The following is a 16633-nucleotide window of genomic DNA, read 5'->3' as shown; positions in this document are numbered from 1 at the left end:
CGAATTGTATTTCTGACGGAATCAATCCCATCTGGTGTAAGGAGTTCCCTTGCGGCCAAGCGGCTTGTGGCAACCGCTCGATGAGCAATCTGTCGTACTGCTGGCTCCACTGGCATGGCTGCTGCTGCGGGTGATTTTCGTCATGCTCCCCAGATAGGTTGCTGATCTGTCATGGCAGATCGCACAAGAGGTCTGCATGCTGCCGTGGTTCATGCGCTCCACGGCAAAGGACGTCGTGCTGCTGTGACACAGGGAACATTCGTTACCGGGCATCCCGGCCGGGGTGAGCGTCGGAATGTGGTTCGCCGGCTTGATCGTGACGTTGGTGTACGCGCCGCCATGACAGGTCTGGCAGGTTCCAGCCACGACTCCGCTATGGTTGAAAGTCGCCGGCAGCCAGGAGGAAAAACTGTGATGGCAGGATTCGCACCCAGCGGTAGTCGGCAAGTGGTTGGCGGGCTTCACGTCGATGTTCGGATAAGAACTGATATGGCAGTTGCTGCAACCGGTGGCAGCGACGCCCGCATGCGAATACGGTGTGATCAGCGGCAGCCAGGAAAGCCCGGTGCGATGGCAGGAATCGCAGGACTGGGCGGTCGGGATATGCGGGGTCGACTTGCCGCTGGCATTGATGTTGTTGTGACAAGTGGCGCAAGAGCCGGCCACTACCCCTGCATGGGAAAAGCTGGTGGGCGTCCAGGCGGTTGTCGTATGGCAAGTATCGCAGGACTGGGTCGTCGGGATATGCGTTACGGTCTTGGCCTGGGCATTGACGGCAACGTAGGCGCCGTTATGGCAGCTTGCGCAGTTGCCCGTTGCGACCGGGCCCATTGTGCCGCTGTGGCTCATGATCGCCGGGGCAAAAGCCGTGTAGTTCCGGTGGCAAGTATCGCATTGCGCCGAAGTGGGAATATGGGAGGAAGGCTTGCCCAAGGCGTTGGTGCCGTTATGACAGGTCGAGCAACGGCCGGTGGCTGGTGGGCTCGCCGTGTTGTGATTGTAGGTGCCGGTCGTCCAGGTAATGGTCGAGTTATGGCAGGTATCGCACTGCGCGGTGGTCGGGATATGGGTGGGTGTTTTGGCCTGCGCATTCTGTGCGATGTAGGCGCCGCTGTGGCAGGTGGAACACTGGCCGGCCAGCCCGGCATGGCTCATCACCGACGGCGACCAGGCGGTGTAGCCGCGCGTATGGCAGGTGTCGCACTGCGAGGTCGTCGGGATATGCGTTGCCGGCTTGGCCAGGGCGTTGACCGCGGTATAGCTGCCGTTGTGGCAAGTCGAGCAGTTCGCGACGGCGACCGGCCCGGTTGTCCCGGCATGGCTCATCATGGCAGGCCGGAAGGCGTTGTAGTTGGTGTGGCAGGTGGAACATTGCGCGGTGGTCGGAACATGGGTGGTCGGCTTGCCCAGCGCGGTGGTTCCGTTGTGACAAGTCGAACACTGGCCGATCGCAGCCGCATCATGAGTGTAGGTGGCGGTGGCCCAGCTCGTCGTCGAGCGGTGGCAGGTATCGCACTGCGCAGTGGTGGTGACGTGGGTGGCCGGCTTGACCTGGGCATTCAGCGCCAGGTAAGCCCCCGTGTGGCAGGTCGAGCAGCTGCCGGCCGCCAGCGGGCCCCGCGTTCCAGCATGGTTCATGCTGGCCGGAGCGAAGGCGTTGTAGTTGGTGTGACAAACATCGCACGAGGCGGTGGTCGGCAGATGGGCCGCCGTCTTGCCGAGGGCTGTCGTGCCGTTGTGGCATGTCGCGCAACTTCCGGCTACGACGCCTTGGTGCGAATAGCTGGTGGGTAGCCAGGCCACGGTCGCATGGCAGGCATCGCACGATTGCGTGGTCGGGATATGCGTTGCCGGCTTGATTTGCGCGTTGATGGCGACATAGGCACCACCGTGGCAGGTGGCACAGTTGCCGGCAGCGACTGGGCCGCTGGTGCCGCCATGGTTCATCAGCCCCGGCGCAAAAGCGACGAAACCGTTGTGGCAGGTGTCGCACTGGGCAGCTGTAGGAAGGTGGTTGGTCGGCTTGCCGAGAGCACTGGTGCCGTTGTGACAACTGGAGCAGCGCCCGGAGACCGGCGGAGTCGCGGCGGCATGGTTGAAGGTAGCTGTCGCCCAGGAGACCGTCGAGCTGTGGCAGGTGTCGCACTGGGCGGTGGTCGATACGTGGGTCGGCGTCTTCATCTGGGCGTTTTGTGCCAGGTAGGCGCCGCTGTGGCAGGTGGAGCAGTTGCCCGCCGCGACCGGGGAATTGGTGCCGGCATGGCTCATGACGCCGGGCGCGAAAGCGACGAAACCGTTCACGTGACAGGTATCGCACTGCGCGCCTGTCGGGATGTGCGTGGCGGGCTTGCTCAGCGCATTGACGGCCACGTAGCTCCCGCTGTGGCAGGTCGAACACTGGCCCGTCAGCCCGGCGTGGTTCATCCGCGCCGGCCTGAAAGCGGAGAAGTTGGTGTGACAGGAATCGCACTGCGCGCTGGTGGGAATATGCGTTGCCGGCTTGCCGATCACCGTTACGCCGTTGTGGCAGGTCGAGCAGCTGCCGGTGGCAGAAGCGGCATGGGTGTAAGTAGCGCCAGCCCAGGTGGACGTCGAATGGTGGCAGGTGTCGCATTGCGCCGTGGTCGTCAGGTGGGTCGGGGTTTTGGCCAGGGCGTTTGCCGCGATGTAGGCTCCGCTATGGCAACTCGCACAGTTGCCGCTTGCGGCCGGCCCGGTGGTGCTGCCGTGGCTCATGACCGCCGGCGCGAAAGCGGTGGTGTTGGTGTGGCATGTGTCGCATTGGGCCGTGGTCGGAATGTGATTGGTCGGCTTACCCAGGGCAGACGAGCCGTTGTGGCAGGTCGAGCAACGACCCGTTACTGCGGGCGAGGCAGCGGCATGATTGAATGTGCCGGTCGCCCAGCTGACTGTCGAATTGTGGCAGGTATCGCATTGTGCCGTGGTTGAAATATGGGTCGGGGTCTTGGCCTGTGCATTCTGGGCAACGAAGGCACCGCTATGGCAGTTGGAGCACGAACCCTGCAGGCCGGTGTGATTCATCACCGAAGGGAACCAGGATACGAAGCCCCCGGTGTGGCAGGTATCGCACTGGGAAATGGTCGGGATATGGTTGACTGGCTTGGACAGCGCATTGGCGTAAACGAAACTGCCGCTGTGGCAGGAAGCACATTGCCCGGCCGTTCCTGCATGACTCATCCGCGCCGGCCTGAAAGCCGAGAAGTTGGTGTGGCAGGTGTCGCATTGGGCGCTGGTGATGATGTGGTTGCTCGGCTTGCCGAGCGCGGTCGTGCCGTTGTGGCAGGTGGAACACTGGCCGTTGGCGCTGGCATCGTGCGCGTAAACGGCCGTTGCCCATGAAACCGTGGAATTGTGGCAGGTATCGCATTGCCCGCTGGTACTGACGTGCGTCGCCGGCTTGACTTGTGCGTTCTGGGCAAGATAGGCGCCGCTGTGGCAGGAAGAGCACAGGCCGGTCAGCCCGCTGTGGTTCATGGTAGCGGGAGTCCAGTTGACGAAACCGCTGACGTGACAGGTATCGCACTGGGCGATGGTGGGAATGTGGTTGATCGGGCGCGACAGGGCATTGGCGAAGAGATATGAACCATTGTGGCAGGTCGAGCATTGGCCAGTCATGCCGCTGTGGTTCATCTGTGCCGGCCTGAAGGAGCTGAAATTGGAATGGCAGGTGTCGCACTGCGCATTCGTGGGGATGTGTGAAGCAGGTTTCCCAAGAGCTGCGGCATTGTTATGGCAACTTGAACAGCGGCCGGCCACCGCGGGCGTGGATGCGGTGTGATTGAAAACGGCAGTTGCCCAGGATGCCGTCGAGCTATGGCAGGTGTCGCACTGGGCAGTCGTGCTGATGTGGGTTGCCGGCTTGGAGTGGGCATTCTGCGAAACGAACACGCCGCTGTGGCAGGTCGAGCACTTCCCCTCCATGCCCGCATGGTTCATGGTGGCGGGGCTCCAGTTGATGAAACCGCTGACGTGGCAGGAATCGCACTGCGCCGTAGTCGGGATGTGCACGTTGGGTTTGGATTGCGCGTTGGCGAAATTATAGGAACCGCTATGGCAGCTGGCACACTGGCCGACTGTGCCGATATGGTTCATTTGCGCCGGCTTGAAAACGGCGAAATTCGTGTGGCAGCTGTCGCACTGTTTCGTGGTCGGTATGTGGTTCGATGGCTTGCCCAGCGCGCTGACGCCGTTGTGGCAGTCCGAACAGCGGTTTACGACAGACGGCGCGATCGTTGCGTGGTCTGGCCTGGCTGCTGTTGCCCAGGAGGTCGTCGAATTGTGGCAGGTATCGCACTGGGCTGTGGTAGGGATGTGGGTCGACGGCTTTGACTGCGCGTTCTGCGTCAGGAAAGAGCCGCTGTGACAGGTGGAGCAGTTCCCTGCCGCAGCAGGCCCTGTCATGTTGGAGTGCATCCCGCTCACGCCGACGGAGATCGGCGCAAAAGACACGCCTGCGGCATGGCAGGCATCGCAGGATGCCGTGGTGGGAATGTGGGTGGTCGTCTTGCCGGTGGCGCGTGTCCCGTTATGACAAGAGGAGCAAGTGCCCGGGACGACCAGGGCGTGCGTATATCCGGCAGGCAGCCAAGACGAGGATTTATGACATGAATCGCAAGAGGAATGCGTCGTCACGTGTGCTGCTGGCTTACCTGTGGCAGTAGCGCCGTTATGGCAGCTATTACATCCGCCCTGCATGACCCCCTGGTTTGTCTGGTGGCGGAAACTGCTCGGCGTCCAGCTGGCATTCCCGTGACAAGAGTCGCATGACGCTGTGGTAGGCACGTGTGTCGCCGTCTTTCCCGGCGACCGCCCGCCGGGACGGTGACAGGTTGCGCAATCGCGCGGCGTGCCGCGGAACTGGCCCTGGGTGTGGCAGGATTCGCAGCTTTCCTTGGCGTGAGCGCCATCCAGAATGAAGCCCGTGGCATTGTGATTGAACGATAATCCGCTGGTTGCCGGGGTCGCGGCTGACGCCTGACCGGTGATGAATATGGCAAGCAAATAAAAGACCGCCAGGGTCAACTGGCGCACCAAACGGTTAATGGTCATTTTTTGACAAGTCATCGGGGCTCTTTATGGGGATCGTCTCATCCGTCATGTAATGACAAGTGAGTTACTGCTTATATTTTTTGGCGATTCTATGATAAATGTCAGAAATGCATTATTAACCTTGTGTAATCTTGCCCCCCCCAGTTTCCCAAAGCGGCACTATGGGCTGAATCACGCCCGGTATTTCTACCTCCGTACTTTTCTCCAGCTGCTCGTCACGTGGCAACGCTCGCATTGCCCACTGAAGCCGCCATCGTGTACATCGTCCTTCAGGTGGCAAATGACGCAGGCCCTGCCCAGCTTGACCTGACTGCTCGCTGACTCCTTGTGACAATCGTCGCAGGCCACTTTTGCGTGCCCCCCATCCAGTGCAAAGCGCGTGGTTCCGTGATCGAAGTCCCAGGACTTCCAGGTGCCGGTGTAATGGCAGGTCTCGCACTTGGTGCCGAAGCGGCGTTTGTGCTTGTCGTCTTTCTCGTGGCAAGCGTTGCACGCAGTCGGGGCATCGTGGAATGCCGGGGTCAGATGACATTTTTTGCACTCCGACTTGGCGTGGCTGCCGGTCAGCGGAAAGCGCGACTTGTTGTGGTCGTACGGCGCGTCCTGCCAGCGCTTCTCGTTGTGGCAGTTTTCGCACTTGGTGCCCAGCTGCTCCTTGTGCTTGTCGTCCTTGCGGTGGCAGCTAACGCACTGGCTTGCCAGCTTGGTCTTGTAGATCGGCCCTTTCTCGGGCGTGTGGCAAGCGTCGCACTTGGTCTCGGCGTGTTTACCCTTCAGGGCGTATTTGGTCTCGCGATCGTGCTTGAATGTGCTGCTTTTCCAGTCCTTCGCCGTATGGCACGTCTCGCACTTGGTGCCGTAGCGGCCTTTGTGGCCTTTGTCGTCGTCCTCCTTGCGATGGCAGGCAACGCACTCCTTGTCCACCTTCAGTTTTGCGTTCGGACCGGAAACGCCCCCCTTGTGGCAGGACTCGCACTTGGCGTCGCGGTGCTTGTCGCGCAGCACGAAATGCGTGTTGTCATGATCGAAGCTAGATTTCTTCCAGCCGTTCTCGTTGTGGCAGGTGTCGCACTTTTCACCCAGACCACCATGGTGCCCTTTCTCCTGATCGTCCTTCTTATGGCAGGCAACGCACTTGGTGGGCAGCTTCTGCTGCTGGTAAAGCGCGCCTTTCTCGGGCAAGTGGCAGGCGTTGCATTTGGTCTGCCGGTGTTTGCCCTTCAAGGCGTAGCGGGTGTCGAGGTCATGGTTGAAAATGAGTTCCTTCCAGCCTTTGTCGTTGTGACAAGACTCGCATTTCGATCCATAACGTCCCTTGTGCCCCTTCTCCTGGTCGTCCTTCTTGTGACAGCCGTTACAGGTCAGCGGCGTCTGCTGGAAACCCTTGTCGGCATGGCACTCCTTGCACTTGACCTCGGCGTGTTTCCCGCCGAGCAGTGAGAACTTGGTCTTCTCGTGATCGAATTTTGCCTCTTTCCAGCTCTTGTCATCGTGGCAGGACTCGCACTTCGTGCCGAGCTTGCCCTTGTGACCCTTTTCCTGGTCGTCCTTCTTGTGGCAGTCGTTGCACAGCTTGGGGGCATCGCGGTACTTCGCCTTGGCGAGGTGGCAGCTGGCGCACTTGACGCGCGCATCCCGGTGCGCGCCCTTGAGAGGAAAATCGGTACGGCCGTGATCGAACTTGGCTTTATCGACGGAGGCGATCTTCGCGTTGCGGCCCTTGTGTTCGGTGTGGCAGTCGCTGCAATTCGGATTTTCAAGACGACCGTGCATGCCGGACTTGCGGTTGATGTCGGCGGCGATTTCCTTGTGGCAATCGTTGCACAGATGGAGCTGGGCGCTTTTATCGAAACGCTTGTGGCACTTGTTGCACTCCAGTTCGTACTTGGCATGCCCCTGGATCACCTCGCCCGGCATCAAGGCCTTTTCGAAGGACTCGGCGGACGCAGCGCCTGCGAAGCAGGCCAGCAGGAATAACAGGCTAGTAAAGATGAACCGCAACGACATGCGCGATCCCGCTGAAGACCAGCAGGTAAATAAAAGGAACGTGGGCGACATGCCAGAGCGAGAACAGCTTTACCCAGCTGGATAGCTGGGCGAGCCGGATGATGGCGTAAATGTAATCGTCGATATGACGTTTGGCCAGGCTGTAATTGAGCATGAGCTGCGCATATGGCCAATTCTGTTTCTTGGCCTCGGCCGCCAGGATTTTCTTGGCGTCGTGACGGACGCTGCGCGACAGCTTCTTGCCCTTGTGGCGCAAGGTCATGAAGCGCCAGAAACGTCGCGGCGTGCTGTGGAGTTCAGCGAACGCCAGCTGGTGGAATTCCTTGAGCCGCTTCTCGATGTCCGGTTGCAGCGAAAAAACCGATCCGATACTTTCCTGGCGCGCCTTGAACTCCGCCTCAAGCTCCGACAGGGTCAGCGCCCTGCCGTACAAGCCATTGTGGATATGGCGATAGACGAAACGCCCGACCATGCCGCTCAGCGCGACGAGCAGCATGGCGTAGAGCGCGATGCTGCCGTTCATCGAACCGGTCCTGAAGGTGGAATGAAACAGGATCAGCAGGGGACCGCCCATTCCCATGAACATATGGTAGCGGAACCAGCTATCCATGCGGCCCAGGCGATCCAGGGCGCGAACGCGCTTGCGCAAGGGATAAAGAAGCAGGCTCAGCATCATCAGCCCGCCGGCCAGGCCAAGGTTATAGCCCAGGTCGGAACCCGGCTTGAAGAGGTCACCGAAGGCCACCAGCCAAGCCATACCCAGCACCAGAAGGGCCAGCAGTGCGACCGACACGCGCCACATCCACAGCAGCGCCCTTTCCGCCCCCGGTTTAACTTGTATACCTACGGAAATTGAGTTCATTAATTTTGTTATGCCGAATTTTGCGGCATCTTATCGACATAAGGGATGTCGGGTAAAGTTAAAGTTCTGTCATTTTTACCACGCCGAAAAAATGGGTATTAGCGGTTAAGATTCGGATCTCATTTGTTATCATCCTCTTCCATGTCCGATCTCACCTTCTACCTTGTTCCAGCCCTGTTCGCCCTGGTTGCCGTCTCGCTGCATGTTCGTTCCCATAAAAAGACATCCTGCCGCCACGCGGAAGCACTGAAGGAAGCAGTGGAATCCGGCCTGACCGAACCACCGTCGCTGCACCCGGTCGTCGATGCCTCCGTCTGCGTGGGTTCGGGCGCCTGCGTCAGGGCCTGCCCGGAAAGCGCGATGGGCGTCATCAGCGGCAAGGGCCTGCTGGTCAACCCTACCCACTGCATCGGACACGGCGCCTGTGCGCCGGCTTGCCCGGTCGGCGCGATCAAGCTGGTGTTCGGCACCGCCAAGCGCGGCATGGACATCCCCAATGTCACACCGGAGTTCGAGACCAACGTGCCCGGTCTGTTCATTGCCGGCGAACTGGGCGGCATGGGGCTGATCCGCAATGCCGTGAAGCAGGGCACCCAGGCCATCGGCACCATCGCCAAGCGCCCCAGAGGCAAGGCCGATTTCGACGTCGTTATCGTCGGCGCGGGGCCGGCCGGGATTTCCGCCTCGCTCGCCGCCAAGCAGAGCAATTTGCGCTACGTCACCATCGAGCAGGAAGACTCGCTCGGCGGCACCACGTATCACTATCCCCGCAACAAGCTGGTGATGACCGCGCCGATGAATCTGCCGCTGATCGGCGAGATCAAAGTTCGCGAAATCAGCAAGGAATCGCTGATGGAAATCTGGCGTGGTGTGCTGGACAAGGCCAAGCTGGACATCCGTTTCAGCGAGCGAATGGAAGACATCATCCAGGAAGACGGCGTATTCGTGGTCAAAACCAGCAAAGGCAGCTATCGTGCCGCCAACGTGCTGTTCGCCATCGGTCGCCGGGGCACGCCGCGCAAGCTGGGAGCAAAGGGCGAAGAGCACCCCAAGGTCGTTTATCGCCTGATCGAAGCCGAGCAGTACCGCGACTGCCACGTGCTGGTGGTGGGCGGCGGGGACAGTGCGCTCGAAGCCGCGCTGGCCATCAGCGAGCAGCCGGGCACCACGATCACCCTGTCCTACCGCAGCAACGCCTTCAGCCGCGTCAAGCCGAAAAACCGCGAGCGCATCGACGAGGCGGTCGCCAGCCAGCGCGTCCGCCTGGCCCTTGAAACCACCGTCAGGGAAATCACGCCCGACCTGGTCATGCTGAAAAAAGGGGATGAGATCGTTGAGCTGCCCAACCAGGCAATCATCGTCTGCGCAGGCGGCGAGCTGCCAACCCCCATGCTCAAGAAGATCGGCATCCAGGTCGAGGCGCGCTACGGAACCTGATACGCAGGAAACAGTAAACGATCAGTCGCCCATGTTGGTGCCGACACGGCGCGCGCTTTCCACCCAGGGGTGATCCGGGGGGACGGTTTTTACCTTGCCCGCCACTTCCTCCAGCTTCACCGCCTTGATGCCATCGCCCCTGGCGGCGACCATCACCCCGTAAGTTCCTTTGCTGATAAAATCCGCGCACGCGGTTCCCAAACGGGTTGCCAGCAGGCGGTCCGCAGCGGATGGAATGCCGCCGCGCTGCAGGTGTCCCAGGATGGTGATACGGGCTTCCAGGCCGGTGAGCTGTTCCAGCTTTTTGGCCAGTCGCAGGGTATGGTCGGCGTACTGCATCTCCGTATTCTGTGCAGCATCACCAGCACTCTTCTTGCCGCCCTTGGACTTGCCTTTTTTCTCCTCTGCAGCGGACCGGGCCAGGAAATCCTGCATGGAGATCGCCCCTTCCGCCACGGCGACGATGCTGAACGGCTTGCCGCCGCGGCTGCGTTCGCGGATCGCTTCGGCCACGCTTTCCACGTCGTAGGGTATTTCCGGTATCAGGATGACGTCGGCGCCGCCGGCCACGCCGGCCCCCAGCGCCAGCCAGCCGGCACGATGCCCCATGATTTCCACCACGATGATGCGGTGGTGGCTATGAGCCGTGCTATGCAGTCGGTCGATCGCTTCGGTGGCGATTCCCAGTGCGGTATCGAAACCGAAAGTGATGTCCGTCATGGCGACGTCGTTGTCGATGGTCTTGGGCAGGGTGATGACGTTGAGCCCTTTTTCCTTGAGGCGCAGAGCATTCTTCTGCGTGCCGCCGCCCCCGAGACAAACCAGGGCGTCGAGATGGTTGTCGCGGTAATTGCCCACGATCACGTCCGTCATGTCCAGCACCTTGCCACCCACCGGCATGCGGTGCGGCTTGTCGCGGCTGGTGCCGAGAATGGTGCCGCCACGGGTGAGAATGTCCGACAGTTCACCGCCATCAAGCCGCATGGTGCGGTTCTCCATCAGGCCACGGAAACCGTCGCGGAAGCCGATGATATACATGCCGTAATGGTTAAGCGCCGCCTTGCCCACGCCGCGTATAGCGGCATTCAAGCCGGGGCTGTCGCCACCGGAAGTGAGGATGCCGACGTATTTTGTCATTGCTGATATTTCCTGGCAGTTCGCATTGCGCTTTCCGCGCAAGAATCTAAATCCTGAAGCGGCTGACCGTCTCTCGCATCGATCCCGCCAGCTCGTCCATGTGCTGCGCCTCCTTGGCCGATTCACCGGCGGCGGCGCTGTTTCGCTCGGTGATTTGCGCGACTTTTTCAACGTGGCCGGCCAGGTTGTTGCTGGCAGCGCTTTGTTCGACGAGGGCCACCGAGATGTCGTTGACCACTTGCGTCACCTGGTGGGCACCGTCCCTGATCTGGTTGATGGCATCGCCCGCCTGGTGCGCCAGCGATACGCCGCCGTCGACCATGGACACGGTTCCGCTCATGGCCGCGACCGCAGCATGGGCGCTGCCCTGAATGGCCCCGATCATCTGGGTGATTTCCTCGGTAGCCTTGGTGGTGCGTTCAGCCAGCTTGCGCACCTCGTCGGCAACCACCGCGAAGCCCCGCCCCTGTTCGCCGGCACGAGCAGCTTCGATGGCGGCGTTCAGGGCGAGCAGGTTGGTCTGGTCCGCAACATCCTTGATGACCTGGACGATGGCGGAAATGTCGTTCGAATGCTGCCCCAGTTCCTCGATAGTCTGGGAAGTACGGCGTACGGTATCGGCGATCTTTGTCATCTCGCTGGCGGCTTCGTGGATGATTTTCCCGCCCTCGATGGAGAGCTCGCCCGATTTGCGGGAAATGCTCAGCGCTTCCCGCGCACTTTCGGAAATATGGTTGATGCTGACTGTGACTTCTTCGACCGTCGCCGCCATTTCGGCGGAATCGTCGCTGCCCTGTTCGGAGCTGGACGCCACCTGATCGGCGACGGCGGAAAGACGATGCGCAGCTCCCGACACCTGCGTCACGTTATCCTGGATGACGCCAAAGGAATGTTGCAGCACGCCCATGAGTTCGTTGAAGGATTTCGCCGTCTGGCCGACTTCATCGGAACTGTCGATGGGGACGCGCTTGGAAAAGTCCGAGGATTGTTCGACTTCGCCGATGGTCGTCTGCATCAGGTTCAAGCGGCTGGCGATGGAACGAATGGTGCCATAAGACTGACCGGCGCCGATGGCCAGACCCAGCAGCAGGGTAATCAGTACCACCGTCTTGGTAGTGGTATTGGATTTGCTGGCGCTCTCGAAGGAATTCTTGGCGGTTTCTTTCTCGTGTTTCATCAGGTTCAGCAGCGCGTCACGGGCGGCGGCAAATTTTTTCGCCGATTCCGTTTTCATGAAGCTGCTGGCCGTTTCGTAGTCCCCGCTGCGCGCCAGTTCTATGGTTTTATTCCCGGATTCGGCATAATCTTTCCAGGCTTGCTCGAAAATCGCGGCCTGTGTCTTGCCCTCCTCGGAAGTAACGGCAGACCTGAAATCGCCCCATATTTGGCTCAGTTGCTTGTTGACCTTTTCCACCTCCTGGAAATGCACGTCCGCGGCGCTGGAGCTGTCAGCACCCATGCCGGTGATGACCTGGGCGCGCGACTGGTAGACCACATCGAGCACCTCCCCCAGCTGCACCAGGGGCACGGTGTTGTTTTCATATACCGAGCGCAGGCCTTCGCTGGTGCCGGACACCCCTCTCAGCCCCATGAAACCCACTATCGTCAGCAGCACAAGCAGACTGCCGGTCAGCAACATCAGTCTGGTGCTGATCTTTAAATTATCGAGCATGCAAATTCTCCCCCATGGCTTTCATTAATAATTATTATCCGGGGCGAAGCGGACCATGGCGCACCGCCCCGGTGACGGCTTATTACTTCTTGAGGATGTCGATCACTTTCTTTGCTGCGCCGGTAGGTTCGCCGATGGTGACCAGGCCCAGGGGACGGGACAGGGCCGGCGCCTTGATGGCCTTGCTGTCGCCCGGGTCGGCCGCCATGTGCACCGTGGCCGCGCCACCGATGCCGCCCGGCGTGCGCGAAACCCAGGTAATGACCTCCTTGGGCGACTGCACTTCGGTGGCACCCTTCACATAGTCCGCACCGTCCATGATGACTTTCTGGAAGAACAGGCCGGGAGCGAGGCCGGGCTTGGTCACGATGAACTTGATCGGCAGATCCGGGCCACCCACCTCTTTCCAGTTGGTGACCTTGCCGGTGGCGATATCCTTCAGCTGTGCTTTGGAAAGCGCTTTAACCGGATTGCTCTTGTGTACGATCACCTGCATTTCATCCTTGCCGATTGGGTGAAACACCAGGTTGCCTGGAATTTTGATGTCTTTTTTCTGGTTTTGGGCGGCGTCCTTGCCTGCCTCAATAGCTTCATTCAAGACGTCGCCAACGGCTGCCACCGGAACCTTGCCCTCGATCAGCGCGACCATGCCGTTGCCCGTGCCGACACCATTGAATTTGATTTCCACCCCGGCCTGCTTGAGGGCGTCGAGTTTGGGTTCGATCGATGCCTTATACGGCGTGGTGCCGCCGGAGATTTCAAGCGTCTCAGCCCATGCGGCGGATTGTGTAACCAAAGCAGCAAATACAACAGCAAGGCTAAATTTCATTGCTTCCATATTATTTTCCCCTTTATTAACATATTGTTACAGGATTTTTGAGCAACTCAGCGTGATTGACAATGCGTGTAAAGCGATGGATCCACACTACCTGCGGGGCAAAGAGCATCCGGTCGAGCAGGCCAAACCATGGTGACATAAATCCACGAATATTTCTAGGCACGCAGATCTAATGAATCCGGGAATGAAAGCGCCATTTACCCGATGGTTTTCACTACGACAAACCGCGCGCAAGATCGGTCTTGATGTCCGCAACGGACTCCAGTCCAACCGCAACTCGCAGCAAGCCATCCCCGATGCCTGCGGCGGCACGTGCTTCAGCCGTAACCCGGCTGTGGGTGGTGGTGGCTGGATGGGTGATGGTGGTTTTGGTGTCCCCCAGGTTGGCGGTAATCGAGACCATGCGGGTGGCATCAACCAGGCGCCAGGCTGCTTCCTTGCCGCCCCTGACGTCGAACGCCACGATGCCGCCGCCGGTTTTCTGCTGCTTCATCGCCAGCTGATGCTGGGTATGCGACGGCAGGCCGGGGTAGTACACGCGCTCGACCCAGGGCTGGGCTTCCAGCCACTGCGCCAGTTCCAGGGCATTGCAGGAATGCGCGTCCATGCGAATTTTCAGGGTTTCCAGTCCCTTGAGGATCACCCAGGCATTGAAGGCGGAGAGCGTCGGCCCGGCGGTGCGCAGGAAACCGTACACGCCTTCCATGAGCTGTTTGCTGCCCAGCACGGCGCCACCCAGCACACGGCCTTGCCCGTCGAGGTATTTGGTGGCGGAGTGGATGACGATATCCGCGCCCAGATCGAGCGGACGTTGCAGCATGGGGGTGCAGAAGCAGTTGTCGACAGCCAGCCAGGCGCCGCTCTGGTGGGCGATATCGGCCAGCGCGGCGATGTCGCACACTTCGGTGAGCGGGTTGGACGGCGTCTCGACGAAGAACAGCTTGGTGTTGGGCTGGACCGCCTGCTGCCAGGCGGCAAGATCGGCCAGCGGCACGAAGGTGGTTTCCACCCCGAAACGCTTGAGAATATTGCCGAACAATTGCACCGTGGTGCCGAAAATGCTGCGCGAGGCGACAATATGGTCGCCCGCGGAGAGCAGCCCCATCACGCAGGCCAGGATAGCGGACATGCCGCTCGACGTGGCGACGCAGAACTCCGCGCCTTCCAAGGCCGCCAAACGATCCTGCAGCATGGTGACTGTGGGATTGGTGAAACGGGAATAGATGTTACCCGGTTCCTGGCCACCGAAACGGTCGGCCGCCTGGGCCGCGCTGTCGAACACGAAGCTGGAAGTCAGGAAGATCGCTTCGGAGTGTTCGTTGAACTGGCTGCGCTGGGTCCCGGCGCGGACGGCCAGGGTTTCAAGATCGAAAGTGTCGCTCATTTTATTCCCCCGATAGGTTGGATGTTAAGCGCAAGCGGGGCAATAAAAAACCCGTTCACTTGCGTGGACGGGTCTTCCCACGCTTTAGCCGTATTTATTAAGCGCCCGCAAGCTGTATTTCAAATCGGCGCATTTCAAAATTACGCTGCTCATGACGGGTTGTCAAGCAAGCACCGTCACACAGCTTTTCAATCATTTTCGTTCAGATTCAGGTCCAGCTGGCGACTGGACAACCCAGCCCCGTCCTGCGTGGGCCTGCCACGCGAGGACTCGATTTCGGCCAGGTATTCGGGCGTGATGTCGCCGGTGATGTAATTGCCGTCGAAGCACGAGGAATCGAACGTCGTGATGGCAGGCCGGCCTTCCCGCACGGCTTCGACCAGCGCATCGAGATCCTGGTAAATCACCGCGTCGGCGCCGATTTCCAGCGCAATTTCCTCGTCGGAGCGGCCGGTGGCCAGCAGCTCTGCGCGCGTCGGCATGTCGATGCCGTAAACGTTGGGGAAGCGCACCGGCGGCGCGGCGGAGGCGAAATATACCTTGTTTGCGCCGGCCTCGCGCGCCATCTGCACAATCTGGTGGCTGGTGGTGCCGCGCACGATCGAGTCATCCACCAGCAGCACATTCTTGCCTTCGAATTCGATGCCGATGGCGTTGAGCTTCTGGCGCACCGATTTCTTGCGCAGCGACTGGCCGGGCATGATGAAGGTGCGGCCGATGTAGCGGTTCTTGATGAACCCCTCGCGGTAAGGCACGTTAAGCTGGTTGGCCAGTTGCAATGCGCTGGGACGGCTGGTATCGGGAATCGGGATCACCACGTCGATGTCCAGATCCTCGAACTGGCGGCGGATTTTCTTCGCCAGGCTGACGCCCATGCGCAAGCGGGTTTCATACACGGAAATGCCGTCGATGACCGAGTCCGGGCGAGCCAGATAGACATATTCGAAGATGCAGGGATTGAGCGAGGTTTTCTCGACGCACTGCTGGCTGAAGAAATTGCCGCTTTCGTCGATCAGGATCGCTTCGCCGGGCACCACGTCGCGGATCAGCTTGAAGCCCAGAACGTCGAGCGCGACGCTTTCGGACGCCACCAGGTACTCCGGCCCCTGCGCGGTCTCGGCGCTGCCGAACACCAGCGGGCGGATGCCGTGAGGATCGCGGAAGGCCAGCAAGCCATAGCCGGAGATCATCGCCACCACGGCATAGGCACCCCGGCAGCGGCGATGCACGCCGGCCACGGCCTTGAAAATAGTTTCCGCGTCGAGCTGGTGATTGGCGGCACAGGATGCCAGTTCGTGCGCCAGCACGTTGAGCAGCACTTCCGAATCGGAAGTGGTGTTGACGTGGCGCAGGTCCTGGCGGAACAAGTCTTCGCGCAACTGGTCGGCATTAGTCAGATTGCCGTTGTGTCCGAGCACGATACCGAACGGCGAATTGACATAAAACGGCTGCGCTTCGGCGGCGGAAAACGCATCGCCGGCGGTCGGATAGCGCACATGTGCGATGCCCATGTTGCCCAGCAGGGAGCGCATGTTGCGCGTGCGGAACACGTCCGCCACCAGGCCGTTGGCCTTGTGCATGTGAAAAGTCGCGCCGTCGCTGGTAACGATGCCGGCCGCGTCCTGGCCGCGGTGCTGCAGCACCAGCAGACCATCGTAAAGCAACTGGTTGACGGGGTTTTTCGCTACTACACCGAGAATTCCGCACATGTTGAAACGTCCTATTCAGTCATAACTCAGGCGCTTGGAAAAATCTTCCGGCAGCCATGTTTTCGCCTTGATGGTCAAGGCCTCCAGCGGTGAGCTGAACATCGCTTCACGCCAGAAATGTTGGTGCGGTAATGAAGTAAGACCTGCCAGCAACACCAGCACCATTACGATCAGCAAGCCGCGCGCAAAGCCGAAAATCGCGCCAAGGCCACGGTCGAAAGTACCCAACCCCACGGTCTTGACCAGTTCAGATAACGCGATGGTGAACAGGCTCATCAGCAACAACGTGATCAGAAACAGAATGATAAAAGCCGCCAGCAGCTTCAGCGCTTCTCCCGGAATGGCTGCCGGCAGTTGCGCCGCCAGCCACACCCCGTAGGTATTCGCCACGAGGAATGCCGCCACCCAGGACGCCAGCGCGAGAATTTCGCGTACTGCGCCGCGCATCACGCTGAGCAGGATCGACAGTCCGACAATCAGCAATACCGCATAATCAAATACCGTCATACGTCTTGCT

10 protein-coding genes are annotated in these 16633 nt (G+C 60.2%); 1 reads left to right on the top strand and 9 read right to left on the bottom strand.

The features are described from left to right. Positions 1-21 precede the first annotated feature (21 nt). The 3 genes from SKTS_RS06725 to SKTS_RS06715 form a co-directional block, all read right to left on the bottom strand. Complete coding sequence (locus SKTS_RS06725) at positions 22-5070, bottom strand: cytochrome c3 family protein (protein ID WP_173062148.1); 5049 nt, start codon at positions 5068-5070, stop codon at positions 22-24. A 186-nt stretch (positions 5071-5256) separates the two neighbouring features. Further along, positions 5257-7077, bottom strand: coding sequence for a cytochrome c3 family protein (locus SKTS_RS06720; RefSeq protein ID WP_173062145.1), 1821 nt, complete (start codon positions 7075-7077; stop codon positions 5257-5259). Then, a complete protein-coding gene (locus SKTS_RS06715; protein WP_173062142.1) occupies positions 7052-7939 on the bottom strand; it encodes a hypothetical protein in 888 nt (295 codons plus the stop codon). The genes SKTS_RS06720 and SKTS_RS06715 overlap by 26 nt, the downstream gene beginning before the upstream one ends. 141 nt (positions 7940-8080) lie before the next feature. Between SKTS_RS06715 and SKTS_RS06710 the strand changes: the two genes are divergently transcribed. Further along, complete coding sequence (locus SKTS_RS06710) at positions 8081-9376, top strand: NAD(P)-binding domain-containing protein (RefSeq protein WP_173062139.1); 1296 nt, start codon at positions 8081-8083, stop codon at positions 9374-9376. A gap of 21 nt (positions 9377-9397) precedes the next feature. Here the strand turns inward: SKTS_RS06710 and SKTS_RS06705 are convergent, their stop codons facing one another. The 6 genes from SKTS_RS06705 to SKTS_RS06680 form a co-directional block, all read right to left on the bottom strand. Next, positions 9398-10513, bottom strand: a complete 1116-nt coding sequence (locus SKTS_RS06705) for a 6-phosphofructokinase (RefSeq protein ID WP_173062136.1) — start codon at positions 10511-10513, stop codon at positions 9398-9400. Positions 10514-10559: 46 nt separating this feature from the next. Next, the gene (locus tag SKTS_RS06700; RefSeq protein WP_173062133.1) at positions 10560-12185 is read right to left on the bottom strand and encodes a methyl-accepting chemotaxis protein; all 1626 of its coding nucleotides are present in this window, start codon (positions 12183-12185) and stop codon (positions 10560-10562) included. Positions 12186-12267: 82 nt separating this feature from the next. After that, a complete protein-coding gene (locus tag SKTS_RS06695; RefSeq protein WP_173062130.1) occupies positions 12268-13023 on the bottom strand; it encodes a substrate-binding domain-containing protein in 756 nt (251 codons plus the stop codon). A gap of 214 nt (positions 13024-13237) precedes the next feature. Continuing rightward, complete coding sequence (locus SKTS_RS06690) at positions 13238-14407, bottom strand: O-succinylhomoserine sulfhydrylase (RefSeq protein WP_173062127.1); 1170 nt, start codon at positions 14405-14407, stop codon at positions 13238-13240. A gap of 188 nt (positions 14408-14595) precedes the next feature. Continuing rightward, entirely contained in the window at positions 14596-16116 is a 1521-nt protein-coding gene (gene purF, locus SKTS_RS06685) for an amidophosphoribosyltransferase (protein ID WP_173062124.1), read from the bottom strand. Between the two features lie 15 nt (positions 16117-16131). Further along, complete coding sequence (locus SKTS_RS06680; protein WP_173062121.1) at positions 16132-16623, bottom strand: CvpA family protein; 492 nt, start codon at positions 16621-16623, stop codon at positions 16132-16134. Positions 16624-16633: the final 10 nt, after the last annotated feature.

The sequence above is a fragment of the Sulfurimicrobium lacus genome (genome assembly GCF_011764585.1).
In the GTDB taxonomy this organism is placed as follows: domain Bacteria; phylum Pseudomonadota; class Gammaproteobacteria; order Burkholderiales; family Sulfuricellaceae; genus Sulfurimicrobium; species Sulfurimicrobium lacus.
This window is presented reverse-complemented; position numbering and strand designations above follow the sequence as displayed.

Coding starts and splice junctions, on each gene's coding strand:
- SKTS_RS06725 (WP_173062148.1), bottom strand. CDS start 5,070: ATGACCATTAACCGTTTGGTGCGCCAGTTGACCCTGGCGGTCTTTTAT.
- SKTS_RS06720 (WP_173062145.1), bottom strand. CDS start 7,077: ATGTCGTTGCGGTTCATCTTTACTAGCCTGTTATTCCTGCTGGCCTGC.
- SKTS_RS06715 (WP_173062142.1), bottom strand. CDS start 7,939: ATGAACTCAATTTCCGTAGGTATACAAGTTAAACCGGGGGCGGAAAGG.
- SKTS_RS06710 (WP_173062139.1), top strand. CDS start 8,081: ATGTCCGATCTCACCTTCTACCTTGTTCCAGCCCTGTTCGCCCTGGTT.
- SKTS_RS06705 (WP_173062136.1), bottom strand. CDS start 10,513: ATGACAAAATACGTCGGCATCCTCACTTCCGGTGGCGACAGCCCCGGC.
- SKTS_RS06700 (WP_173062133.1), bottom strand. CDS start 12,185: ATGCTCGATAATTTAAAGATCAGCACCAGACTGATGTTGCTGACCGGC.
- SKTS_RS06695 (WP_173062130.1), bottom strand. CDS start 13,023: ATGGAAGCAATGAAATTTAGCCTTGCTGTTGTATTTGCTGCTTTGGTT.
- SKTS_RS06690 (WP_173062127.1), bottom strand. CDS start 14,407: ATGAGCGACACTTTCGATCTTGAAACCCTGGCCGTCCGCGCCGGGACC.
- purF (WP_173062124.1), bottom strand. CDS start 16,116: ATGTGCGGAATTCTCGGTGTAGTAGCGAAAAACCCCGTCAACCAGTTG.
- SKTS_RS06680 (WP_173062121.1), bottom strand. CDS start 16,623: ATGACGGTATTTGATTATGCGGTATTGCTGATTGTCGGACTGTCGATC.